The sequence below is a fragment of the Streptococcus mitis genome (assembly GCF_946190285.1).
Taxonomy (GTDB): domain Bacteria; phylum Bacillota; class Bacilli; order Lactobacillales; family Streptococcaceae; genus Streptococcus; species Streptococcus mitis_CP.
Map to the genome: position 1 here is coordinate 153,142 of NZ_CAMHZX010000002.1, position 26,455 is coordinate 179,596.

General features: G+C 41.4%; 17 protein-coding genes. 1 reads left to right on the forward strand and 16 read right to left on the reverse strand.

The genetic code is table 11. From position 1 onward, the window contains the following. Window positions 1–39: 39 nt before the first annotated feature. The 9 genes from recA to rpoB all read right to left on the reverse strand — a co-directional run bounded on the left by recA (window position 40) and on the right by rpoB (window position 13,504). Window positions 40–1,194, reverse strand: coding sequence for a recombinase RecA (recA, locus tag N8L39_RS04320; RefSeq protein ID WP_261010197.1), 1,155 nt, complete (start codon window positions 1,192–1,194; stop codon window positions 40–42). 54 nt (window positions 1,195–1,248) lie between these two features. Beyond that, window positions 1,249–2,505 (reverse strand): competence/damage-inducible protein A, encoded by a 1,257-nt coding sequence (locus tag N8L39_RS04325; RefSeq protein ID WP_261010196.1) that lies wholly within the window; start codon window positions 2,503–2,505, stop codon window positions 1,249–1,251. Between the two features lie 76 nt (window positions 2,506–2,581). Next, window positions 2,582–3,637, reverse strand: coding sequence for a glycopolymer--peptidoglycan transferase LytR (lytR, locus tag N8L39_RS04330; protein ID WP_261010195.1), 1,056 nt, complete (start codon window positions 3,635–3,637; stop codon window positions 2,582–2,584). A 7-nt stretch (window positions 3,638–3,644) separates the two neighbouring features. Next, the gene (locus N8L39_RS04335) at window positions 3,645–4,163 is read right to left on the reverse strand and encodes a GNAT family N-acetyltransferase (protein ID WP_261010194.1); all 519 of its coding nucleotides are present in this window, start codon (window positions 4,161–4,163) and stop codon (window positions 3,645–3,647) included. Then, entirely contained in the window at window positions 4,153–4,596 is a 444-nt protein-coding gene (gene tsaE / locus N8L39_RS04340; protein ID WP_024056773.1) for a tRNA (adenosine(37)-N6)-threonylcarbamoyltransferase complex ATPase subunit type 1 TsaE, read from the reverse strand. Before tsaE ends, N8L39_RS04335 begins: the two co-directional genes overlap by 11 nt. Before the next feature lie 95 nt (window positions 4,597–4,691). Continuing rightward, window positions 4,692–5,324 carry a competence protein gene (locus tag N8L39_RS04345; protein WP_261010193.1) on the reverse strand — a complete coding sequence of 211 codons (633 nt, stop codon included), beginning with the start codon at window positions 5,322–5,324 and terminating at the stop codon, window positions 4,692–4,694. Window positions 5,325–5,454: 130 nt separating this feature from the next. Beyond that, complete coding sequence (ndk, locus tag N8L39_RS04350) at window positions 5,455–5,877, reverse strand: nucleoside-diphosphate kinase (protein ID WP_247953361.1); 423 nt, start codon at window positions 5,875–5,877, stop codon at window positions 5,455–5,457. A 305-nt stretch (window positions 5,878–6,182) separates the two neighbouring features. Next, on the reverse strand, window positions 6,183–9,860 hold the full coding sequence (gene rpoC / locus N8L39_RS04355; protein WP_261010192.1) for a DNA-directed RNA polymerase subunit beta': 3,678 nt from the start codon (window positions 9,858–9,860) through the stop codon (window positions 6,183–6,185). 32 nt (window positions 9,861–9,892) lie between these two features. Beyond that, complete coding sequence (gene rpoB / locus N8L39_RS04360; RefSeq protein ID WP_033682367.1) at window positions 9,893–13,504, reverse strand: DNA-directed RNA polymerase subunit beta; 3,612 nt, start codon at window positions 13,502–13,504, stop codon at window positions 9,893–9,895. 449 nt (window positions 13,505–13,953) lie between these two features. On the opposite strand from rpoB, the gene N8L39_RS04365 reads away from it, so the two are divergent. Further along, on the forward strand, window positions 13,954–17,850 hold the full coding sequence (locus tag N8L39_RS04365) for a pullulanase (protein ID WP_261010191.1): 3,897 nt from the start codon (window positions 13,954–13,956) through the stop codon (window positions 17,848–17,850). An 82-nt stretch (window positions 17,851–17,932) separates the two neighbouring features. Here N8L39_RS04365 and N8L39_RS04370 read toward each other — a convergent pair whose 3' ends face one another. The 7 genes from N8L39_RS04370 to bglA form a co-directional block, all read right to left on the reverse strand. Further along, the gene (locus N8L39_RS04370; protein ID WP_261010190.1) at window positions 17,933–18,766 is read right to left on the reverse strand and encodes a MetQ/NlpA family ABC transporter substrate-binding protein; all 834 of its coding nucleotides are present in this window, start codon (window positions 18,764–18,766) and stop codon (window positions 17,933–17,935) included. Window positions 18,767–18,783: 17 nt separating this feature from the next. Further along, window positions 18,784–19,443, reverse strand: a complete 660-nt coding sequence (locus tag N8L39_RS04375) for a methionine ABC transporter permease (RefSeq protein ID WP_261010189.1) — start codon at window positions 19,441–19,443, stop codon at window positions 18,784–18,786. Continuing rightward, window positions 19,418–20,452 carry a methionine ABC transporter ATP-binding protein gene (locus N8L39_RS04380; protein ID WP_261010188.1) on the reverse strand — a complete coding sequence of 345 codons (1,035 nt, stop codon included), beginning with the start codon at window positions 20,450–20,452 and terminating at the stop codon, window positions 19,418–19,420. The genes N8L39_RS04375 and N8L39_RS04380 overlap by 26 nt, the downstream gene beginning before the upstream one ends. Continuing rightward, window positions 20,453–21,598, reverse strand: a complete 1,146-nt coding sequence (locus N8L39_RS04385) for an amidohydrolase (RefSeq protein ID WP_261010187.1) — start codon at window positions 21,596–21,598, stop codon at window positions 20,453–20,455. Window positions 21,599–21,824: 226 nt separating this feature from the next. Then, entirely contained in the window at window positions 21,825–22,874 is a 1,050-nt protein-coding gene (locus N8L39_RS04390) for an LLM class flavin-dependent oxidoreductase (protein ID WP_261010186.1), read from the reverse strand. Between the two features lie 118 nt (window positions 22,875–22,992). After that, window positions 22,993–24,801, reverse strand: coding sequence for a glutamine--fructose-6-phosphate transaminase (isomerizing) (gene glmS, locus N8L39_RS04395; RefSeq protein WP_261010185.1), 1,809 nt, complete (start codon window positions 24,799–24,801; stop codon window positions 22,993–22,995). A gap of 190 nt (window positions 24,802–24,991) precedes the next feature. Beyond that, a complete protein-coding gene (bglA, locus tag N8L39_RS04400) occupies window positions 24,992–26,371 on the reverse strand; it encodes a 6-phospho-beta-glucosidase (RefSeq protein WP_261010184.1) in 1,380 nt (459 codons plus the stop codon). Window positions 26,372–26,455 lie beyond the last annotated feature (84 nt).

Below are 26,455 nucleotides of genomic sequence, written 5' to 3' on the forward strand. Positions count from 1 at the left end.
AACGAAAAAGCAGCGGATGTCCTCCACTGCTTTAACAGCTTATTCTTCAATTTCGATTTCAAGCTCATCGCCTAGATCAAGAGTTACTTCTTCATTCACAGAGTCTACTTGAGCTACTTCATCTTTTTTGCTTTCAGCAGCTTCTTCTCCATCAATCAAACCAAATTGAACACGGACTTGATGATCAATCTCATCAAAGACTTCTGGGTTATCTGCCAAGTATTTCTTAGCATTTTCAGAACCTTGCCCGATTTTCTCATCCTTGTAAGAGTACCAAGCTCCTGCTTTTTTGATGATATCCAAATCGCTTGCGATCTTCAAAAGCTCACCAGTCTTAGAAATACCTTCTCCGTACATGATTTCAACGAAGGCTTCCTTAAATGGTGGAGCCACCTTGTTTTTCACGACCTTGATTTTAGTTTCTTTACCGACATTGGTATCTTTTTGGTCACCAGTTCCCTTGATTTGTGTGCTTCCACGAACATCCAAACGGACTGATGCGTAGAATTTCAGAGCACGTCCACCAGGAGTTGTTTCTGGATTTCCAAACATGACCCCAACTTTTTCACGCAATTGGTTGATAAAGATGGCAATTGTTTTGGTTTTATTGATAGAAGCACCAAGTTTACGCATAGCCTGGCTCATCATACGAGCCTGCAAACCAACGTGGCTATCTCCGATATCTCCATCAATTTCAGCACGAGGTACAAGAGCAGCAACTGAGTCGACCACGACAAGGTCAACTGCACCTGAGTCAATCAATTTTCCTGCAATCTCAAGACCTTGCTCTCCTGAGTCTGGTTGTGACAAGAGCAATTCGTCAATATTGACACCAAGGGCCGCAGCATAAGCTGGATCGAGGGCATGTTCCGCATCGATAAAGGCTGCAATACCACCTTCTTTTTGTGCTTGCGCAACTGCATGAAGGGCAACCGTTGTCTTACCAGATGACTCTGGTCCGTAGATTTCAATGATACGTCCCTTAGGATAACCACCTGAACCAAGGGCAATGTCAAGAGCCAAAGAACCTGAGCTCATCACTTGCACCTTTTGCTCGGCACGTTCACCCAAACGCATGATTGAACCCTTACCAAAGTCTTTCTCAATCAATTTAAGAGCATCATTCAAGGCTTTTTCACGTTCAGCCCCGAATTTTTTTGAAATTTCATCTAATTTTTTTGGTTTTTTCGCCATTCTATTCTCCTACATTCTAATGGTCCTCAGACCTATCTACTATTATATCAAAAGTTAGTCACTTAATAAAGCCTTGCGAACTAGGTTAAAGGCATGCATAACCGCAATGTGACGTACATCTGCTCGACTTCTACCTCCAATATTCACCTTAATGACCTCAGTTCCTTGCTCTTGAGCCAATCCTATAAAGACTGTCCCAGCTGAATGCCCTTCTAGGCTATCTGGACCTGCCACTCCAGTCAAACTTATTCCAAAATCAGACTGGGTCTTGATTCGTGCCTGCTCAGCCATCTTCTGAGCTGTAAATTCAGACACCACACCATGTTCTTCCAAATCCTTGGCAGGAATATCCAACATCTTTGATTTTTCCTCCAAGCTATAGGTTACAAAACCACCCTTAAATATACTTGAAGCTCCTGAAAAATCCGCTACAGTAGCTTGGAAAAGACCTGCCGTCAAACTCTCTGCAGCCGTGATGGTTTTCCCTTGCCTTTTCAGTTCTTCTACCACAATGCTGGCTAAACTAGTCTCTTCCCCATAACCATAGCAAAGTTCTCGTAAAGAAAGGCCTTCAAAAGTTTGGCGATTCAAGATTTGGTTTTCTAAGATATCCAGCGCTTGATTCGCTTCTTCTTGACTGCTAGCCTTTGTTGACAGGCGCAGAGTGACTTCTCCTGTCTTAGCATAGGGGGCCAAGGTCGGATCTGTCTGATTATCAATCAAATCAGCCAAAATCGTAACCAACTGACTTTCGCCAATTCCAAAGAAACGAAGAACGCGGGAATATAGTTTGCTTCCTGTCATTAACTTGGGTAGAAGGTGGTTCAAGACCATGGGTTTCAATTCACTTGGTGGACCGGGAAGGACGACATAGGTCACTCCATCGACTTCCAATATTCCTCCCACAGCCAGTCCTGTTTCATTCGGTAGCGGAGTCGCCCCTTCTACAATTTGAGCTTGTCTTTCGTTATTCGGTGTTCGAGCATAGTCTGGTCTCTGGGCAAAAAAGACATCTAACTTTTCCTGCGCCTGAGGATCGAAGACTAATTCTTTCCCTAAAAATTTAGCCAGAGTTTGTTTGGTCAAATCGTCCTCAGTTGGCCCTAAACCACCTGTCAAAATCACCAGACTGCTACGTTGACTGGCAATCTCAAGCAGGGATAATAGACGAGCTTCATTGTCTCCTACAGCCGTCTGAAAATATACGTCTACCCCAATCTCTGCTAGTTTTTCCGACAAAAACTGAGCATTGGTATTGACAATCTGTCCTGTCAAAATCTCTGTTCCAACAGCAATGATTTCTGCTTTCATGTTTCCTCCTACCTATCTATTCGTATTTTTTTGAAAAAATCGCAGGAAATTCCCACGATTTTAACTATAAAATAGATTATTCTACATCTTCTTGATTTGTTGTATTATTAATCGTACCTGTTCCCAAACCGATACCATTTTGATTTCCAAAAATATCTTCATATAAGACTGCATTTGTCTCTAACTCTGTCACCTTCGGTTTATCAAGTGAGGTTCTCAAAAGATTCTGGACCTCTAACAAATGGTTAGCAGTTACGATTTGATAAGATGTCCCTTGCAATTCGGCATCTTCTCCTCGCAATTGTTGAGTTTCAATCGTTTTAAACGAGTCCTGGTAACCTAACAAGCTTGGAATACTTTTCGCAGATAAATCAATGTTGGTTTGCATATTCGTACTTAGGGCTTTTAGGATAGATTGATAGTGACTAACACTATTCAAGCTAAGAACTTTTTCAACAACCTTTTGAATGACTTCACGCTGACGTTTCTGACGTCCGTAGTCCCCTTCTGGATCCTGGTAGCGCATGCGAGAATAAACAAGAGCTTCATCTCCATTTAGAGTTTGTTGCCCAACACCAATAGAAATAGTATTAAATTCCTCTTGGTCACTAATAGAAATCGGGAAACCTAGCGTGTTATTGACAGTTATACCTCCCACTGCATCGACTAATTGTTGCAATCCGTGCATATTGACCATAATATAGCGGTCAATATGGATGTTCATCATCTTTTGAATGGTTGAAATAGCCAACTCTGCACCACCACCGGCATAGGCAGCGTTTAACTTCGCTTCTTCAATACTACCATCTTTATGCTGAATTTTAGTCAGGATATCACGTTCCAAACTCAACATCATGGTCTTTTTCGTGTGCGGATTAACTGTCAAAAGAATCATGGAATCACTATTTCCCTCCCAAGGGTCAGTTCGTTCCTCATTTCCAGTATCAACTCCCATTAAAAGGATCGTTAAGGGTTCAGTCGCCTCAATAACATTGGTTTCTTCACCAATTTTTTTATAAGTTCTTGATAAAGTTTCTGTACCTTGTTGATAAATGGTATAAGCAAAAACACCCACACCCAAAACTGTCACAGCTAGAAAAGCTAGCACCATTCCAATAATTTTTTTAACCATATTTCTATCAATCTATCAGTCTACCCATCAGGTAAACATCTATAAATTTCCCTTCTTCTATGTACGCACCGCGCTCTTGTCTACCTTCAATTACAAAGCCATGCTTTTGATATAAATGAACTGCAGCCTGATTACGAGTTTGGACAGTGAGTTGAAGTCGACGAAGAATGCCACTAGCCTGCGCCCATTCTACGGCTTCTTCAAGTAACAAACTCCCCAGTCCATTATTCCAATACTTTTTACCAATCACAATGAAGAGATCTCCAATATGACGAACTCTCTTGCGCTGGTCAGCTGTAATATTTACAAGACCAGCAATTTTATCATTCAGCAAGGCCAGTAAAGTGATTTGATTTTCCGAGTGAGCCTGCTTATCCAAAAACAACTCCATCTCAGTATCTGTCATCAAAATACCATCCCTGTCCAGACTGGTAAAATCTGTTTCTACACTGACACGATTTAAAAATGATACTAATTCAGCCGCATCTTCAACTTCTGCTTCTCTAATGAGCAATTCATACTCCATGTTGAAGCTCCTCTAAAAGCTTTTCTGCACGCAAACCCTTGGCTTTGAAGTTTAATCTGCGACCGTCTTCTTCTTTTAGAATTTCCAATTCTAAATAGGTATCTGGTAAGGCATCACCTAAAAGATGTCCCCACTCGATGACAGTCACGCCGCCACCAAAGAGAAACTCATCTAAATCGATAGAATCAGCATCTCCCTCAATACGATAAACATCTAGATGGTAAAGCGGAAGGCGACCTTCATACTCTCTCACAATAGTGTAGGTTGGACTCTTAATCATCTGAGAAATATGTAATCCTTTAGCAAGGCCTTTTGTAAAGGTCGTTTTGCCTGCTCCAAGTTCTCCAGTTAGGATTAAGACATCATTCTTTTCTAATAAGTAGCCCAAACGTTCACCTAAGGACTGTAACTCTTCTTCGTTTTTAGTGTACATGTTTCTATTATACCAAAAAGTTGTCCTTTGTCGAGATATTATCTATGAATTCCATATTATAAATTGTAAAACTTGGACCATCTCTTCTTTTGCCTTTAAAATAGGAACAATAAGAAGATAACTAGTAAGATATCTCTCATCAAATGGCTATATAATGAAACTTCCCAGCGAATGACTTTTGGCACCAACAGTCCTAAAAATAGCATTCCTAAGGTAATATAAAAGGTCATGGATAATAGCATCCAAGGATTTCTGAGAAAGATTAGAATAGCTAGTCCACTAATAAAACAGATTTCCTTCTTTCCCAAAATCTTTTTCAATCCATTTACATACTTCTGAATTGGTAGAAAAACTAACAAATCAATACCAAATAAGAAAAAGAAACTCGGTAGAAAGGCTTCCACAAATCCTTCTACGGATGTATTTCCTGCAAGGATATGTTCTATGACAATTAAAGCTAAACCCAAAATGTTTACTAAGAGCAAGAGACTATACAAGAATTGTTGCTTATCTTCCTTAAAAACTGAATAATGTTGATTTCCCTGCCCTCTATAGTAGTTTAACCCTGCACCAATACTGGCAAGGAGCAACATACCAACCAAATAATAAAAGCAGTTTTGATTTAAAATCAAGGTCCAAGCCGATAAACTTAAACAAGAACAGCTACTAAGTCCAAAAACCGTCAGCAATAACAAAACACGAATTTGCTTTTTCATTTTTTCCATCATTCTTCCTCCCTTACTTGCTCTTATTATAAGCTAGAAATTCTCATCATTGCTAGAATATTTCTCAACTGTCAGTTTTCTACTCTAAAATGTAAAAAAGTTTGATGTAAGTAACCCTTACATCAAACTTTTACTACTTTCCGTCAAACCAAAGAGCAATTTCGCGCTTAGCTGACTCTTCTGAATCTGAACCATGTACAACATTTTGGATAGCTTGGTTTTCACTAGCAGCTTTTGCAAAATCACCTCGAATAGTTCCTGGTAAAGCTTCTTCTGGACGAGTCGCACCCATCATGGTCCGCCAAGTTTCAATTACTTTAGGACCAGAGATGATACCCACAAGAACTGGGCCTGAAGTCATAAATTCACGAATCGGTGGGTAAAAACTTTGACCAACCAAGTCCTGATAGTGCTGATCAATTAACTCTTCTGAAACCTGTGAACGCAACTCCAATTTTTCGATTGTAAATCCACGTTGTTCGATGCGTTTCAACACTTCACCTACTAATCCTCTTTTTACACCATCTGGTTTAATGATAAAAAATGTTTGTTCCATACCTGTCTCCTTTGTCAGCTTCTTTCTTTTATACTCTTCGAAAATCTCTTCAAACCACGTCAACGTCGCCTTGCCGTAGGTATGGTTACTGACTTCGTCAGTTCTATCCACAACCTCAAAACAGTGTTTTGAGCTGACTTCGTCAGTTCTATCTACAACCTCAAAGCAGTGCTTTGAGCAACCTGCGGCTAGTTTCCTAGTTTGCTCTTTGATTTTCATTGATTATTATTTTACCACATTTCATGGAAAAATGGAGAAAGTTTTCAGAAAAGAGAAAGAGAACCCGAAGGCTCTCTCATTCTCTTTTATTCTACTGTTTCTTCCACAGTTTCAACGTCAGCATCCACAACTACTTCTGTTGTTTCTTCATTCCCTTCTTCCTCTACTGGAGGATTAAGATATTCTTCTTCGTTGACAGCATGTGGTTCAAGGTTACGGTAACGGGCCATACCAGTACCTGCTGGGATGATCTTACCGATGATAACATTTTCTTTAAGTCCAAGGAGATGGTCTTTCTTACCGCGGATAGCTGCATCTGTAAGGACACGAGTTGTTTCCTGGAAAGAAGCCGCTGACAAGAAACTATTTGTTTCAAGTGAGGCTTTGGTAATTCCCATAAGAACTGGGCGACCTGTCGCTGGAACTCCACCTGCGATAAGGACATCTTTGTTGGCATCTGTAAAGTCATTGATATCCATGAGGGTACCCATGAGAAGATCTGTGTCACCTGGATCCATGACACGGACTTTACGGATCATTTGACGAACCATTACCTCGATGTGTTTGTCACCGATTTCTACCCCTTGGCTACGGTAAACTTTTTGCACTTCACCGAGAAGATAAGTTTCAACTGACAAGACATCACGGACTGCAAGGAGACGTTTTGGTTGGATAGAACCTTCTGTAAGAGCAGCACCACGCGCTACTTGGTCTCCAACTTCAACACGCATACGAGCTGTAAATGGAACGACGTATTCACCTTCGCCAGTTTCACCCTTAACAAAGACTTTCTTAGTACGAGTTGATGCATCTTCTTCGATAGCAGTAACTTGTCCTTTAACCTCTGTGATAACCGCTTCCCCTTTAGGATTGCGGGCTTCAAAGATTTCTTGGACACGAGGAAGACCCTGAGTGATATCGGTATTTGAGGCAACCCCACCCGTGTGGAAGGTACGCATTGTAAGCTGTGTACCAGGTTCCCCGATAGATTGGGCAGCGATTGTACCGACTGCTTCACCAACTTCAACCGCATCACCAGTCGCCAAGTTAATACCATAACAGTGACGGCAGACACCATGACGAGTATTACATGTAAATACAGAGCGGATAGTAACTTCTTCCACACCAGCATTAACAATTTCACGCGCCTTGTCTTCTGTAATCAACTCATTTGGACCGATAATCACTGCACCAGTTTCTGGATGTTTAACAGTTTTCTTAGTGTAGCGACCGTTGAGACGCTCTTCGAGAGACTCGATCATCTCTTTTCCTTCTGCGATAGAGCGGATCAAGAGACCACGGTCAGTTCCACAGTCGTCCTCACGGATGATAACGTCTTGGGCAACGTCAACCAAACGACGAGTCAAGTAACCTGAGTCGGCTGTCTTAAGGGCCGTATCGGTCATACCTTTACGGGCACCGTGAGTTGAGAAGAACATTTCCAATACTGACAAACCTTCGCGGAAGTTTGAAAGGATTGGCAATTCCATGATACGTCCGTTCGGAGCAGCCATCAGACCACGCATACCGGCAAGCTGTGAGAAGTTTGAGATATTACCACGGGCTCCAGAGTCCATCATCATAACGATTGGGTTCTTAGGATCTTGGTTGGCAATCAAACGTTTCTCAAGTTTTTCACGGGCAGCACGCCATTCAGCTGTAACAGCATTGTAACGCTCGTCGTCTGTAATCATACCACGACGGAATTGTTTTGTAATTTGTTCTACACGTTTGTGTGATTCTTCAATGATTTCAGCCTTGTCATCAACGACTGGAATATCGGCAATACCCACTGTCAATCCTGCAAGAGTTGAGTGGTGGTAACCGAGGTTCTTCATACGGTCAAGTAGAGCAGAAGTTTCTGTCGTACGGAAACGTTTGAAGATTTCAGCGATGATATTTCCAAGGTTTTTCTTCTTGAATGGAGGGTTGAGTTCAAGTTTGCTGATAGCTTCCTTGATATCTCCACCAAGTGGCAAGAAGTATTTAGCAGGAACGCCTTCTGTCAAGTTGGCATTGTTTGGTTCTTGCAAGTATGGTAGACCCTCTGGCATGATGTCGTTGAAGAGGATTTTACCAACTGTTGTAAGCAAGACCTTGTGTTTTTGTTCTTCTGTCCAAGGCTTGTTGAGGCTGTCTGTTGCGATACCAACACGTGAGTGAAGGTGAACATAACCATTGCGGTAAGCCATAACCGCTTCGTCACGGTCCTTGAAGACCATTCCTTCACCTTCACGACCAGCTTCTTCCATAGTCAAGTAGTAGTTACCCAAAACCATGTCCTGAGATGGAGTAACAACTGGTTTACCATCTTTCGGGTTCAAGATATGCTCAGCAGCCAACATCAAGATACGAGCTTCTGCTTGAGCTTCTTCTGAAAGCGGTACGTGGATGGCCATTTGGTCCCCGTCAAAGTCGGCATTGTAGGCTTCACAGACAAGTGGGTGCAAGCGAAGGGCCTTACCATCAATCAAGACTGGCTCGAAGGCTTGGATACCCAAACGGTGAAGGGTCGGTGCGCGGTTCAAAAGTACTGGGTGTTCTTTAATCACTTCTTCAAGGATATCCCAGATACGCTCATCTCCGCGTTCGACCAAGCGTTTAGCAGCTTTGACGTTTTGCACGATATCACGTGCAACGATTTCACGCATCACGAATGGTTTAAAGAGCTCAATTGCCATTTCACGTGGCACACCACATTGGTACATCTTAAGAGTTGGACCAACGGCGATAACGGAACGCCCTGAGAAGTCAACACGTTTACCTAGCAAGTTTTGACGGAAGCGTCCTTGTTTACCTTTGAGCATGTGGCTCAAAGATTTCAGTGGACGGCTACCTGGTCCTGTGATTGGACGACCACGACGACCATTGTCAATCAAAGCGTCAACCGCTTCTTGAAGCATACGCTTCTCATTTTGAACGATGATACCAGGTGCATTCAACTCAAGCAAACGAGCCAAACGGTTGTTACGGTTGATAACACGGCGGTAAAGGTCGTTCAAGTCAGATGAGGCAAAACGGCCACCATCCAACTGCAACATTGGACGAAGATCTGGTGGAATAACTGGAAGGATGTTAAGAATCATCCATTCAGGTTTGTTTCCAGACTTGTAAAAGGCATCCAAAACATCCAAACGACGGATAGCTTTGACACGTTTTTGTCCAGTAGCTGTTTTCAATTCTTCTTTGAGTTCAGCAATTTCTTTTTCAAGATCTACTTGTTTCAAAAGGTCTTGGATGGCTTCGGCACCCATCTTGGCAACGAATGATCCATAACCATACTCACGCAAGCGCTCACGGTATTCGCGCTCTGTCATGATAGACTTGTGCTCAAGTGGTGTATCCTTAGGATCAATCACCACATAAGCTGCAAAGTAGATAACTTCCTCGAGGGCACGAGGGCTCATATCAAGGGTCAAGCCCATACGGCTTGGAATCCCCTTGAAGTACCAGATGTGAGATACAGGAGCTTTCAACTCGATGTGCCCCATGCGCTCACGACGAACTTTCGTACGCGTTACTTCAACCCCACAACGGTCACAAACAATCCCTCTGTAACGAATGCGTTTGTACTTACCACAAGCACATTCCCAGTCTTTTGTAGGACCAAAGATAACTTCATCAAAAAGTCCTTCACGTTCTGGTTTTAAGGTACGGTAATTGATTGTTTCAGGTTTTTTGACTTCTCCATAAGACCATGAACGGACTTTACTTGGAGAAGCTAGGGTGATTTGCATACTTTTAAAACGATTTACATCAACCACTATTTCTTCCCTTTCTATTCTAAGTGAACTGCTTATTCTTGTTCAGCAGCTTCTTCTGTTGCTTCCGCTTTTGTTGCTTTCTCAGCTTCTTCAGCTTCAAAGGCTGCTTTAGCCTCTTGTGCTGCTTTTTCGCGGGCTTTTTCAAGGTCATCTACGTGGATGACATCTTCGTCCATTCCTTCATCCAAGTCGCGAAGTTCCACTTCTTGGTCATCTTCGTCTAGGACACGCATGTCAAGACCAAGAGATTGCAATTCTTTGACAAGAACTCGGAAGGATTCTGGAACACCTGGTTTTGGAATTGGTTTTCCTTTTGTAATGGCTTCATAAGCTTTCAGACGTCCGTTGATATCGTCAGACTTGTAAGTCAAGATTTCTTGAAGGACATTTGACGCACCGTAGGCTTCAAGAGCCCAAACCTCCATCTCACCGAAACGTTGTCCACCAAACTGAGCTTTACCTCCGAGTGGTTGTTGGGTAACGGTTGAGTAAGGTCCGACTGAACGCGCGTGCAATTTATCATCAACCATGTGGTGGAGTTTGATCATGTACATGACTCCGACAGAAACACGGTTATCAAATGGTTCACCAGTACGTCCATCGTAAAGGATCGTTTTGGCATCGCTATCCATACCTGCTTCTTTAACAGTTGACCAAAGGTCTTCAGAACTTGCTCCGTCAAAGACTGGTGTTGCGATGTGAATACCAAGAGTACGAGCAGCCATACCGAGGTGAAGCTCCATAACCTGACCGATATTCATACGTGATGGCACCCCAAGTGGGTTCAACATGATATCGACTGGAGTTCCATCTGGAAGGTAAGGCATGTCTTCTACAGGAACGATACGAGAGACAACCCCTTTATTTCCGTGACGTCCGGCCATCTTATCTCCGACCTTGATCTTACGTTTTTGAGCGATGTAGACGCGAACCAGCATATTAACACCTGATTGCAATTCATCTCCATTTGCACGTGTAAAGATCTTAACATCACGAACGACACCATCGGCACCGTGTGGTACACGAAGAGAAGTATCACGCACTTCACGAGATTTATCTCCGAAGATAGCGTGCAAGAGACGTTCTTCAGCTGAAAGGTCTTTCTCACCCTTAGGTGTTACTTTACCTACAAGGATATCACCTTCTTTAACCTCAGCACCGATACGGATAATACCCATTTCGTCAAGGTCTTTAAGAGCATCTTCACCAACGTTTGGAATTTCACGAGTAATTTCTTCAGGCCCAAGCTTTGTATCGCGCGTTTCTGATTCGTATTCTTCAAGGTGAACAGATGTGTAGACATCGTCTTTGACCAAGCGTTCGCTCATGATAACGGCATCCTCGAAGTTGTAACCTTCCCAAGTCATGTAGGCAACGATTGGGTTTTGTCCAAGTGCCATTTCTCCATTTTCCATAGAAGGTCCGTCAGCGATGAAATCACCTTTTTCAACGACATCACCAACTTTTACGAGAGTACGTTGGTTGTAGGCAGTACCTGAGTTTGAACGACGGAATTTTTGGATGTGGTAAACGTCCAATGAACCATCTTCACGACGAACTTCTACCTTGTCAGCATCTGCATAGGTAACTTTACCATCATACTGAGCAATCACAGCAGCTCCTGAATCGTGGGCTGCTTGGTATTCCATACCAGTACCAACGTAAGGTGCTTTTGGATTAATCAATGGCACAGCCTGACGTTGCATGTTGGCTCCCATGAGGGCACGGTTGGAGTCATCGTTTTCCAAGAAAGGAATACATGCTGTCGCAACGGCAACTACCTGTTTTGGTGATACGTCCATGTAGTCAACAACATTAGCTGGATACTCTTGGTTGACCCCTTGGTGACGTCCCATGACAACTTTCTCAGCGAATGTTCCATCTTCATTCAGACGAGAATTAGCCTGTGCTACAGTAAATTCATCTTCTTCATCGGCTGTCAACCAAACGATTTCGTTCGTAACAACACCTGTTTCACGGTCAACCTTACGGTATGGTGTTTGAACAAATCCATATTTGTTCAAGTGTCCGTAAGATGACAAGTTGTTAATCAAACCGATGTTAGGTCCTTCAGGTGTCTCGATTGGACACATACGGCCATAGTGAGTGTAGTGCACGTCACGTACTTCATATCCAGCGCGGTCACGTGTCAAACCACCAGGTCCTAAGGCTGACAAACGACGTTTGTGTGACAACTCAGAAAGTGGGTTGTGTTGGTCCATGAACTGTGACAACTGTGATGAACCAAAGAATTCTTTAACCGCAGCTGTTACAGGACGAATATTGATGATTTGTTGTGGTGTCAAGACTTCATTATCTTGAACAGACATACGTTCACGGACATTACGTTCCATACGAGAAAGTCCAAGACGTACTTGGTTGGCAAGCAATTCACCAACCGCACGGATACGACGGTTTCCAAGGTGGTCGATATCATCTACACGGCCAAGTCCTTCAGCCAAGTTGAGGAAGTAGCTCATCTCAGCAAGGATATCTGCAGGAGTGACGATACGAACCTTGTCATCTGGATTAGCATTACCGATGATCGTTACGACACGGTCTGGATCAGTTGGTGCAACAACCTTGAATTTTTGAAGAACAACTGGCTCAGTCACAACGGCTGCATCATTTGGAATGTAGACAATCTTGTTCAAGTCGCCATCCAAATGGCTTTCAATACTTTCAATCACGCTACGAGTCATGATTGTACCAGCTTCTACCAAGATTTCTCCTGTTTCAGGGTCTACCAATGGCTCAGCAATAGTTTGGTTAAGCAAGCGTGTTTTAACATTGAGTTTTTTATTGATTTTGTAACGACCGACAGCTGCCAAATCATAACGACGTGGGTCAAAGAAACGAGCCACAAGCAAGCTACGTGAACTTTCAGCAGTCTTAGGCTCACCTGGACGAAGGCGTTCGTAAATTTCTTTCAAAGCTTCGTCGGTACGAGAGTCCATTGGGTTCTTGTGGATATCTTTTTCAACAGTGTTGCGAACCAATTCGCTATCACCAAAGATATCAAAAATTTCATCATCACCTGAGAAACCAAGCGCACGAACCAAAGTTGTAAATGGAATCTTACGAGTACGGTCGATACGAGTGTAGGCAATATCTTTTGAGTCGCTTTCAAGTTCCAACCAAGCTCCACGGTTAGGGATAACAGTTGAACCATAGCCCACTTTACCGTTTTTATCAACTTTATCGTTAAAGTAAACACCTGGTGAGCGGACCAACTGAGATACGATGATACGTTCACCACCATTGATGATGAAAGTACCCATTTCTGTCATGATTGGGAAATCACCAAAGAAAACTTCTTGAGTTTTGATTTCGCCTGTTTCTTTATTGATCAAGCGGAATGTTACAAAAATTGGTGCTGAGTAGCTAGCATCGTGGATACGAGCTTCTTCTAGCGTGTATTTTGGTTCCTTGATTTCATATCCAACAAATTCCAACTCCATTGTGTCTGTGAAGTTTGAAATTGGCAATACATCTTCAAATACTTCCTTAAGACCATGGTCTAGGAAATCTTTGAATGAGTCAGTTTGAATTTCAATCAAATTTGGTAAGTCAAGAACTTCTTTGATTCTTGAAAAACTACGACGGGTACGATGTTTCCCGTATTGAACGTCATGTCCTGCCAAGATGATTCTCCTTTGTAAATAAGTTCCAAGCCTTGTCAATCAGGCTTTTCTAATCGTCATATGGTTTTTAAAACCCCTATCACCGTGTCCTCTTGATAAATTTTCAGAATCTTTAAGTCTTTGTTACAAGTACTCAAAATCCTGAAAAAAAGCACAAAAAGAGCAGCTAAATCTGACTTTTTCAGAAGATTTAACTGCTGTGAGCCTTGTCTGGACAATATTTCAGACAAAACCTACGACAAATGATTATTCATATTATACCCTATTTAGCTAGATTTTTCAAGGGGATTAACGAATTTTTGACAAAATCTTTTCCTATAAAAAAGATTGGCTTAATCGTAACAAAATTTGTTGCGATTTTTTCTTTTATTTTAATTTTAGGAAAACGCTTGCATCTTATTTTACTAAGTGCTATACTGATAAAGAAATTCATTTATAGGAGAATGATTATGAAAAGAACACCATCTCAAACTGAGAAAAAAATGGTTTACAGCATCCGTTCCCTCAAAAATGGAACTGGTTCTGTCCTTATTGGAGCAAGCCTTATTCTGCTTGCCATGGCTACACCAACTATCTCAGCAAACGAAAATACACCAACCACTAACGAACCCAGCAACAGAAATACAACCTCCCTTACTCAACCTCTTACTGATGCAACAAACATCGCTGGCAAGAACGAAAACGATTTTTCTTCACCTAACAATGCAAACGCTTCCCTGGAGAAAAAAGAAGAAAAACCTGCAACAGAGCCAACCACTCCTGTTGCAAGCCCAGCCGATTCAGCACCACAAACCGGGCAAGATCGTTCAAGTGAACCAACTACTTCTACGAGTCCAGTAACGACTGAAACTAAGGCAGAAGAGCCAATAGAAGACAACTACTTCCGTATCCACGTCAAAAAACTTCCTGAAGAAAACAAGGATGCTCAAGGACTATGGACTTGGGACGATGTTGAAAAACCTTCTGAAAATTGGCCTAACGGAGCCTTGTCCTTCAAGGATGCCAAAAAAGATGACTATGGCTACTACCTAGATGTCAAATTAAAGGGAGAACAAGCCAAGAAAATTAGCTTCCTCATCAATAATACAGCTGGAAAAAATCTGACTGGTGATAAATCGGCCGAAAAACTAGCTCCAAAGATGAACGAGGCTTGGTTGGACCAAGATTACAAGGTTTTCTCTTACGAGCCACAACCTGCAGGAACTATCCGTGTCAACTACTACCGCACAGATGGCAACTATGACAAGAAATCTCTATGGTACTGGGGAGATGTGAAGGAGCCAAGTAGTGGTGAATGGCCTAACGGAACAGACTTTACGGCTACAGGCAAATATGGTCGCTATATCGATATTCCACTCAAAGATGCAGCTAAAGACCTTGGATTTTTATTACTAGACAGAAGCAAACAAGGAGACGATGTGAAAATCCGTAAAGAAGATTATAAGTTCACAGATTTGAAAAATCATAGCCAAATCTTCCTAAAAGATGATGATGAAACCATCTACACCAACCCCTACTATGTGCACGATATCCGCATGACAGGAGCTCAACACGTAGGAACTTCTAGCATTGAAAGTAGTTTTTCAACACTGGTCGGTGCTAAAAAAGAAGATATCCTCAAGCACTCCAACATCACTAATCACTTAGGAAACAAGGTAACTATCACCGATGTTACAATCGATGAGGCTGGTAAGAAAGTGACCTACAACGGAGATTTCTCTGACACAAAACATCCTTATACCGTTAGCTACAACTCTGACAAATTCACTACCAAAACAAGCTGGCGTCTTAAAGATGAGACTTACAGCTATGATGGTAAACTTGGAGCTGACCTCAAAGAAGAAGGAAAACAGGTTGATTTAACTCTATGGTCACCAAGTGCAGATAAGGTTTCTGTTGTTGTCTACGACAAAAATGACCCTAACAAAGTAGTTGGAACTGTCGCTCTTGAAAAAGGAGAAAGAGGGACTTGGAAACAAACTCTAGATAGCACAAACAAATTAGGAATCACAGATTTCACTGGCTACTATTATCAATACCAAATCGAGCGTCAGGGTAAAACTGTTCTTGCACTCGATCCTTACGCTAAATCTCTCGCTGCTTGGAATAGTGACGATGCTAAGATTGACGATGCCCATAAAGTGGCTAAAGCTGCCTTTGTAGATCCAGCCAAACTAGGACCTCAAGACTTGACTTATGGTAAGATTCACAACTTCAAGACTCGTGAAGATGCCGTTATCTATGAAGCTCATGTGCGTGACTTCACTTCAGATCCGGCCATTGCAAAAGACTTGACCAAACCATTTGGTACTTTTGAAGCCTTTATCGAAAAACTAGACTACCTCAAAGATTTGGGTGTAACCCACATCCAGCTCCTTCCAGTCTTGTCTTACTACTTTGTCAATGAATTGAAAAACCATGAACGCTTGTCTGACTATGCTTCAAGCAACAGCAACTACAACTGGGGATATGACCCTCAAAACTACTTCTCATTGACTGGTATGTACTCAAGCGATCCTAAGAATCCAGAAAAACGAATCGCAGAATTTAAAAACCTCATCAACGAAATCCACAAACGTGGTATGGGAGCTATCCTAGATGTCGTTTATAACCACACAGCCAAGGTCGATATCTTTGAAGACCTAGAGCCAAACTACTACCACTTTATGGATGCTGATGGCACACCTCGAACTAGCTTTGGTGGTGGACGCTTGGGGACAACCCACCATATGACCAAACGTCTCCTAGTTGACTCTATCAAATACCTAGTTGATACCTACAAAGTAGATGGATTCCGCTTCGATATGATGGGAGACCATGACGCCGCTTCTATCGAAGAGGCTTACAAGGCTGCACGCGCCCTCAATCCAAACCTCATCATGCTTGGTGAAGGTTGGAGAACCTATGCTGGTGATGAAAATATGCCTACTAAAGCTGCTGACCAAGATTGGATGAAACATACCGATACTGTCGCAGTCTTCTCAGATGACATCCGTAACAACCTCAAGTCTGGTTATCCAAACGAAGGTCAACCTGCCTTTATTACAGGTGGTAAGCGTGATATCAACACTATCTTTAAAAATCTGATTGCTCAACCAACTAACTTTGAAGCAGACAGCCCTGGAGATGTCATCCAATACATCGCAGCCCATGATAACTTGACCCTCTTTGACATCATTGCCCAGTCTATCAAAAAAGACCCAAGCAAGGCTGAGAATTATGCTGAAATCCATCGTCGTTTGCGACTTGGAAACCTCATGGTCTTGACAGCTCAAGGAACTCCATTTATCCACTCTGGTCAGGAATACGGACGTACTAAACAATTCCGTGACCCAGCCTACAAGACTCCAGTAGCAGAGGACAAACAACCAAACAAATCTCACTTGTTGCGTGATAAGGACGGCAATCCATTTGACTATCCTTACTTCATCCATGACTCTTACGATTCTAGCGATGCAGTTAACAAGTTTGACTGGACTAAGGCTACAGATGGTAAAGCTTATCCTGAAAATGTCAAGAGTCGTGACTATATGAAAGGTTTGATTGCCCTTCGTCAATCTACAGATGCCTTCCGACTTAAGAGTCTCCAAGATATCAAAGACCGTGTCCACCTCATCACTGTCCCAGGTCAAAATGGTGTAGAAAAAGAGGATGTAGTGATTGGCTACCAAATTACTGCTCCAAACGGTGATATCTACGCAGTCTTTGTCAATGCGGATGAAAAAGCTCGCGAATTTAATTTGGGAACTGCCTTTGCCCACCTCAGAAATGCTGAAGTTTTGGCAGATGAAAACCAAGCAGGACCAGTAGGAATTGCCAACCCGAAAGGACTTGAGTGGACTGAAAAAGGCTTGAAATTAAATGCCCTTACTGCCACTGTTCTTCGAGTCTCTCAAGGCGGTGCCATCGTTGCCCCAGCTGTGGAAGAAAAACCAGAATTTGACCTTTCTAGCTTAAAACAAGAACAAGGGCAATATAATATCCAAGACAATATTCCAAACCGAGTAGTCAAACCGGAACAGCAAACTCCAGCTCCACAAACTAAACCTGATTCTGCAAAACCAGATGCAAAAGTAGCTGATGCGGAAAATAAACCTAGCCAAGCTACAACTGATTCACAAACTTCACAACCAACACAAGAAGCACAAGCATCATCTGTAAAAGAGGCGGTTCAAAACGAATCGGTAGAAAACTCTAGCAAGGAAAATAAACCTGCACCCCTAGCTAAACAAGCTGAACTTCCAAATACAGGAACCAAAAACGATCACAAACTCCTGTTTGCAGGAATTAGTCTCCTTGCCCTTCTAGGTCTCGGTTTCTTGCTAAAAAATAAAAAAGAGAACTAAACTAGCCCTCCTATAGAAAAATCCCCTGAGCCTCAATGCTCGGGGGATTGATTTTTGCACAATATAATTAGTTTATACATGATTAATCATTAGGAACAAACCATAAACCTTTATTGTTTTTTTCCAAATATTCCTTAAACTCTTTTGAGTGATAAGCTTCTTTTATATCTTTAGCCCATTGACTATTTTTATTTTCCTCTTTTACTACTACTTGTAAAATCAAATGATCTAATATATCTTCTTGTAACAATGCACTTGAAGCATCAATCCCTGCACTATAAACAATACTTCCAGTAATAACCGCGAAATCAAAGTCATCTAATGCTCGTGGGATATTGGCTGAATCCATTTCTGTAATATCAAGTTGATAAGGATTTTCAACAATGTCATCTTTCGTCAATTTCGAAACAGATGCATTTGGATCCATTTTTAACCAACCAGCCTTTTCAAGCAACTTGTAAGCTCGAGCTGTATTTGAAGCATCACTAGGAATGGCGATTTTAGCACCTTTTGAAATAGCTTTTAAATCTTTATGCTTAGATGAGAAGATGCCTGCTAGAATTGTTGGAATTTTACTAATAGCAACAAGATTTCCATTTTGCGTCTTATTGAAATTTTCCATATAAGCAGTATGTTGTTCGACATTGACATCAATCTCACCTTCATTTAAAGCTGTATCATTCTGTAGTAAGTCTGAGAATTCCACTACTTTAAATTGATACCCTTCTTTTTCTAATATGGGAATAATCGCGTCCTCAAATAAGACTGTATAAGGTCCTGCTGCCTTCCCATACTTAATAACTTTCTTATCAGAAGGTTGCTCTTTTGTAGCTTCTTTACTCCCACTATTTGTTGAACATGCTACTAAAAACAGTAGCCCTACTAAAAATAGAATCACACTTGTTAGTTTTTTCATTGATTTCACCTTTTCTTCTATCTAAATTTATGAGATAAATAATTTCCAATTGCTTGAATCAGTTGCACAATCACAATTAAAATCACGACTGTAGCAAACATCAAAGGGGTATTAAAGCGCTGATAACCATAGGTTAAAGCCAAATCACCAACTCCCCCACCTCCAATCGTACCTGCCATAGCTGTCGCTCCAAGTAAACCGATTGTTCCTGTTGTCAAAGCTAAAATAAGTGAGGCTTTTGCTTCTGGTAATAGAAAATACCAGATAATCTGCAATGTACTAGCTCCCATTGCTTGGGCTGCCTCTAATACACTAGATTTTACTTCCAATAAGGAAGCCTCGATTAAACGAGCTAGATAGGGGGCAATATACAAAACTAAGGGAACGATGGCTGCAGTCGTACCAATCCGAGTTCCCACAACAATTTTTGTTACTGGAGCTATAAACACTAATAGAATAACAAACGGAACTGAACGAACGATATTTACAATACCATTAATAATCCAAAATAAAACTAGATTTTCTTTTAAACCACCTTTTCTGCATAAAGTCATTGCTAAACCCAGAGGAATCGCCAGTAACATTCCAAAAAACAAGGACCAACCAATCATATAGATAGTCTGATTCGCCGATTCAACCAATTTATCACTACTAATTTGTAGCCAATCCTTCACCATACACAACCCTCTCTATTGACACTTGATTTTTACGAACATAGTTCTCCACATCTTTGAGTAAATTTTCTTCTCCTTCAATTTGGAGAAACAAAACTCCTAAAACGGTTTCCCCTACTTCATTTACAGAAGCAGATAAAATTCGTGTCGAAATCTTATATTCTTTATTGATTCTTGATAGAAGATCTTGTTCTGAATTCTCCCCTAAAAAAGTCAATCTATAGATAGGGTATCGTTGATCAAGCCTTTTTAAAATACTTCGGGGAATATTGTGATTTACAATGGTTTGAATAAAACTTCTGGTCAAGTCGTTCTTTGGAGACGTGAATAAATTTACAACACTTCCTTGTTCTACAATTTTCCCATGCTCCATGACAGCCATTTTATTGCAAATCTCCTTTACAACTTCCATTTCATGAGTAATCAACAAAATCGTAATCCCAAAATTTTGATTGATTTTTTTTAATAATTTCAAGATAGATTGTGTTGTTTTAGGATCTAAAGCGCTTGTTGCCTCATCACATAGTAAAATCTCTGGATTGGTAGCTAAAGCCCTAGCTATACCTACCCGTTGTTTTTGCCCTCCTGACAATTTATTTACTGGAACATCCTTTTTATCCTTTAAGTTCACAAAATCAAGTAGCTCTTCTACTCTTTGATCGATATCATTCTTACTTTTTCTTAATAATAGCAAAGGAAGGGCAATATTTTGAAATACTGTTCTTGTTTCTAACAAACTAAACTGTTGAAATACCATTCCAATTTTTTTTCGAAGTTGATTGAGCTCTCTTTCTGTCAAATCTTTGATTCGCCTACCTGCAACAATAACATCTCCCTCATTCGGGTTCTCTAGTCCATTTACCATTCTTAGTAATGTTGATTTACCAGCACCTGAATAACCTATAATTCCAAAAATATCACCCTTTTCAATTCTTAGCGAAATTTTATCTAGGGCAGTAACCGTGTTTTGTTTAGTTTGAAACTGTTTCGTAACACCTCTTAATTCAATCATTTACTCCTCTTTCTCAGTAAGTTTCTCTAAATATTCTTTCCCAATTCTTGCTAGCAAGTTCGAAGTTGTGAGAAGAGCTGCTGGATTCACTTGAAATTCTGGATGATGTAAAGGATAAGATTCGCCTGTTCCTACCAGGATAAACATTCCTTTAATCTTTTCTTGATAGAAGGCAAAATCCTCTCCACCTAAACTATCTGCTGGTTTGACAACTTCCAATCCACTTTTTTGAGCAATTTCTGTAGCAAACTCAGCTAATGCCCCATCATTCTTGGTTGCTGGAGGTCCTGCTATCCAATTAATCTTAGATTTTAAATTAAAGGCTTGGGAAATATTTTCTGTTAGTTCATAAATTCTATTTTTTATAAACTGCCTATCCGCCACATCTAAAGTCCGTACTGTTCCTTCAACAAAAGCATCTTCTGGTATCACATTCCAAGTTGTTCCAGCTTTTATATGAGTCACACTAATTAAATTTGTTGAAAAGGGATTGACATTTCTACTGATAACTGACTGTAAAGCTGTTACTAATTGGGTTGTTCCAATGATGGGATCAATTCCCTGATCTGGGTGAGCCGCATGCGTTCCTTTTCCTCTTAAAATAATTTGAAAACGATCCACCGCTGCTGTAATATTGCCTTCTTTAATAGCAACTGTCCCTACTGGTAGAGATGGATTGGCATGTAAACCAAATATAGCATCAACATCATCCAAAATACCTGTTTCCATTACATGCACGGCTCCAGAAAAAATTTCTTCTGCTGGTTGAAAGATAATTTTGACATTCCCTCTTAGTTCTTCTCTATTTTCATATAATTGAATGGCTGCACCATACACAGATGTTAAATGAAAATCATGACCACATGCATGCATCACATTTGAATGAAGTGACTTATACTCTAATGGTGTTCTTTCGGTAATAGGTAGAGCATCAATATCTGTTCTTAAAGCAATCGTAGGACCACTTTTTTCTCCTCTAATTATTGCTACCAGACCTGTTTTTAAAGGCAAATCCAATACTTCAATCCCTATATCTACCAATAATTCTTTAATACGTTTTGTTGTATCGTATTCTTCAAACGATAATTCTGGATGACTATGAAACCACTTGAATCTCTCTTCCAAAACTGATTGAGTAATACCCATATTTATTTCCTCCACCTCTCAATTAATTGAAACCATCTTACCACTCCTTTTGGCCTTTTCCCAATATATATTGACTATCGACTTGATTGGGATTGTTTATATCCATAACGAAAAAAATCTCTAGAAAGCTTGATTTTACTAGCTTTTCAGAGATTCTTTTCTGTCTATTACTTTTCTAAAAATAGTTGTTATATAGATTTTTTATCAGCCTGATTAGGATTTTTTATTAAGCCTCTTTCACGGCAAAGTAAGCCCGGACTTTGGGTGCCACTTGCATTCCGAAAAGTTCAATAGCTCGCAGAACTTGATCATGTGGCATAGAACCAAGAGGTAGATGGAGCATGAAGCGATCCAAGCCTAAATCCTCAATCATGCGAATCAATTTTTCTGCTACCTGATCAGGATTACCCACAAACATAGATCCATTTGGTCCAACCTGCTCAAGGTATTGTTCATAACGCAATTCCTGCCAATGAGGACGGTCTTTGGAAATAGCATCCACCACTTGCTTGGTCGGATGGAAATAATCTTTTACAGCCTGCTCGCCATCTTCAGCAATCCAACCCCAAGAATGGGCTCCAACCTTTAGTTCATGACTGGCATGACCCGCTTCGCTCCCAATCTCACGATAAGCCTGAATCAACTTTTTAAAATAAGGCGGATTGCCACCAATAATGGCATAGACAATCGGTAGGCCTGCCTGAGCAATCTTCACTGTTGATTCGACATGACCACCTGTCGCTATCCACAAGGGCAATTTGTCCTGAACTGGACGAGGATAAACTTCTCTGCCAGAGATTGTTTGGGTCAAGCGACCTTGCCAGTCTAACTTGGTCTTTTCATTAACTAACTGGAGCAAGTCTAATTTCTCATCAAAAAGGGCTTCGTAGTCTTTCAAATCATATCCAAACAAGGGAAAAGATTCCGTGAAAGAACCCCTTCCGGCCATAATCTCCGCACGTCCATTTGACAAAGCATCGATAGTAGCATACTGTTGGAACAAGCGAATCGGATCCATACTTGAGAGAATGCTGACTGCACTGGTCAAACGGATTTTCTTTGTATTGACTGCCCCAGCTGCCAGAACAATCTCTGGAGCAGATATCGCAAAATCCGCTCGATGGTGCTCGCCAATCCCATACACATCCAAACCAACCTTGTCAGCCAGTTCAATCTCTGCCACCAACTGACGAATGCGTTCGGCATGACTGTAAGTTTGCCCAGTCCCTTCAAGCTCCGTTGTTTCCCCAAATGTTAAAATTCCCAATTCTACCATTGTGATTCTCCCTATCTATTTCTGTCCTTCAATTTGAAAAATTATTCTAATACGAATCTTGAGTACAGGCAACCAATTTGCTAACAAGAAAAAGCCTAGATAACTAGACTTTTTTAGCTTATTCTACCGTTACTGACTTAGCAAGGTTACGTGGTTTATCCACATCAAGACCACGGTGAAGTGTTGCAAAGTAAGCGACCAATTGCGTTGGCACGACCATTGAGATTGGTGAGAGGTAAGGGTGTACGGTCGTAAGGACGATATCATCTGTCTCTTTAGCAACATTTTCTTCTGCGATTGTAAGCACCTTGGCACCACGGGCTGCAACCTCTTGGATATTTCCACGAGTGTGGTTGGCAAGTACCGGATCTGACAAGAGGGCCAAAACAGGTGTTCCATCCTCAATCAAGGCAATGGTTCCGTGCTTGAGTTCTCCTGCCGCAAAGCCTTCACATTGAATGTAAGAAATCTCTTTAAGTTTGAGACTTGCTTCCATGGCTACATAGTAATCTTGACCACGTCCGATGTAAAAGGCATTGCGAGTTGTTTCAAGTAGCTCTCTTACTTTAGATTCAATGGTTTCTTTCTCTGAAAGAGTTGATTCGATAGACTGAGCTACGATTGACAACTCATGAACTAAATCAAAGGCTTGCGCTTTAGCATTGCCGTTCGCTTCTCCGACTGCTTTTGCAAGGAAGGCAAGGGCTGCGATTTGCGCTGTATAAGCCTTAGTTGATGCCACGGCAATTTCAGGACCTGCATGAAGAAGCATGGTATGGTTCGCTTCACGTGAAAGAGTTGAACCTGGGACATTTGTCACTGTCAAGCTTGGGATTCCCATTTCATTAGCCTTAACCAAAACCTGACGACTATCCGCTGTTTCACCAGATTGGCTGATAAAGATGAAGAGTGGTTTCTTGCTGAGAAGTGGCATACCGTAGCCCCACTCAGATGAGATTCCAAGTTCAACTGGTGTATCTGTCAATTCTTCCAACATTTTCTTAGAAGCAAATCCTGCGTGGTAAGATGTCCCAGCTGCAAGGATGTAGATACGGTCTGCGTCTTGAACAGCCTGGATGATAGCTGGGTCTACGACAACTTGACCAGCCTCATCTGTGTAGGCTTGGATGAGTTTACGCATAACCGTTGGTTGCTCATCGATTTCCTTAAGCATGTAGTAAGGATAAGTTCCCTTACCGATATCAGACAAGTCAAGTTCCGCAGTATAGCTAGCACGTTCACGACTGTTGCCATCATAGTCTTGAACTTCCACACTATCAGCCTTGACGATTACCAACTCTTGGTCATGAATTTCCATGTATTGGTTGGTCTCACGAATCATAGCCATAGCATCTGAGCAGACCATGTTATAGCCTTCTCCAAGACCAATCAAAAGTGGTGATTTATTTTTAGCTACGTAGATGACTTCAGGATCTTGTGAGTCAACCAAGGCAAAGGCATAAGAACCACGGATGATATGAAGGGCTTTTTTGAAGGCTTCAAGAACAGAGAGACCTTCTTCTTCCGCAAATTTTCCAATCAAGTGAACAGCGATTTCTGTATCTGTTTGCCCCTTGAAGTGGTGACCTGCAAGGTATTCTTCCTTGATTTCAAGGTAGTTTTCAATTACTCCATTGTGCACCAAGACAAAACGTCCAGTCTCAGAGCGGTGGGGGTGAGCGTTATCTTCCGTTGGTTTCCCATGAGTAGCCCAACGAGTATGTCCGATCCCAGTTGTTCCCTCAACACCAGCTGTCTTGGCAGACAATTCTGCAATACGACCTACAGCTTTGACTAGGTGATTTTCAGCACTACCTAGGACAAAAATTCCCGCAGAATCATAGCCACGGTATTCGAGCTTTTCAAGTCCTTGAATCAAAATATCAGTTGCATTTGTGTTTCCAACAACACCAACAATTCCACACATAGTATATACTACACAGGCAAGCTGTGCTTTCTCCTTAAATTGGTATAGTCTAATTCCTCTTTTATAGAATCAGCAAAAACAGTATATACTTGTTTCTTTCACTTGTCAAGAGTAAAAATTGGTATAGTTCAAATCCATCTCCTGTAAGCAAAAAACTCTGACCAATTAGGATAATCAGTCAGAGTCCTTTTTAAAATCCATTATTATCGCTTAATTCCTTGAACCAGTGCCCTGATTTCTTCAGACGACGTTCTTGCGTTTCCAAGTCTAATTCGACCAAACCATAGCGATTTTTATAGCTATTGAGCCATGACCAGCAATCGATAAAGGTCCAAATCAAGTAGCCCTTACAATTGGCTCCATCTTCAATGGCACGGTGCAGTTCACGAAGATGACCTTTTACAAAGTCAATACGATAATCATCTTGAATCATTCCATCTTGACGGAATTTTTCTTCCCCTTCAACACCCATACCATTCTCAGTCAACATCCACTCGATATTACCATAATTTTCCTTGATATTTTGGGCAATGTCATAAATCCCTTGCTCATAAATCTCCCAGCCACGATGAGGATTGATTTTACGTCCAGGCATCACATAAGGCTCGTAAAAATGTTCTGGTAAGAGTGGACTCTCTGGATGCTTCGCAAATCGAGGCGCCATAACACGCAAAGGTTGATAGTAGTTGACACCAAGGAAGTCCACCGTATTGTCACGAATGAGATCCAACTCCTCCTCTGTAGCATCAGGCAAGAGACCGTGTTCATGCAAGATTTCTACTAACTCCTGTGGATAAGTCCCCAAAACAGATGGATCTAAGAAAGATTGGGCCTGAAAGAGGTCCGCAATGCGAGCTGCCTTGACATCAGCAGGATGCTGGCTACGTGGATAAGCCGGTGTCAAGTTTAAGACAATCCCAATCTTAGCATCAGGCAAGAGTTCATGACAGGCCTTAACCGCCCAACTGCTGGCCAATTGTGTATGATAAGCTACTTTAACGGCTGCCTCTGCATCCACCTTATGTGGATAATGGGCATCGTAAAAATATCCAAATTCTACTGGAACGATGGGCTCGTTAAAGGTAATCCATTGATCCACTAAATCTCCATAAGTCTCAAAACAAAAACGAGCATAGTCTTCATAGGCTGAGACAGTCGCCTTATTTTCCCAACCATCACCATCCTCTTGAAGGGCAAAAGGCAAATCAAAATGATAAAGATTGACTAAAAGACGAATCCCTTTGGCCTTAATAGCCTCAAAAACCTTACGGTAAAAGTCTACACCTTGAGGATTGACTTCCCCACGCCCTTGTGGAAAAATCCGTGACCACTGAATAGAAGTCCGAAAGGCTGTGTGACCAGTTTCTAACAGTAGCTCAATATCCTTTTCCCAGTTTTCATAAAAGGTTGATGTTTTATCTGGACCAATCCCATTATAGTAACGATTTGGCTCCACTTGGTACCAATAATCCCAGAGATTATCTCCCTTACCGTCACCAGCTATACGTCCTTCTGTCTGCGGTCCAGAAGTAGAGGATCCCCAGACAAAATCCTTTGGAAATCTTAGCATACATTTACCTCTTTATCTACTCATTTTTCCCATTATATAGAAAAAACAAGGTAAAAACTAGTTACATTTTTTCCTTGTTTTTCT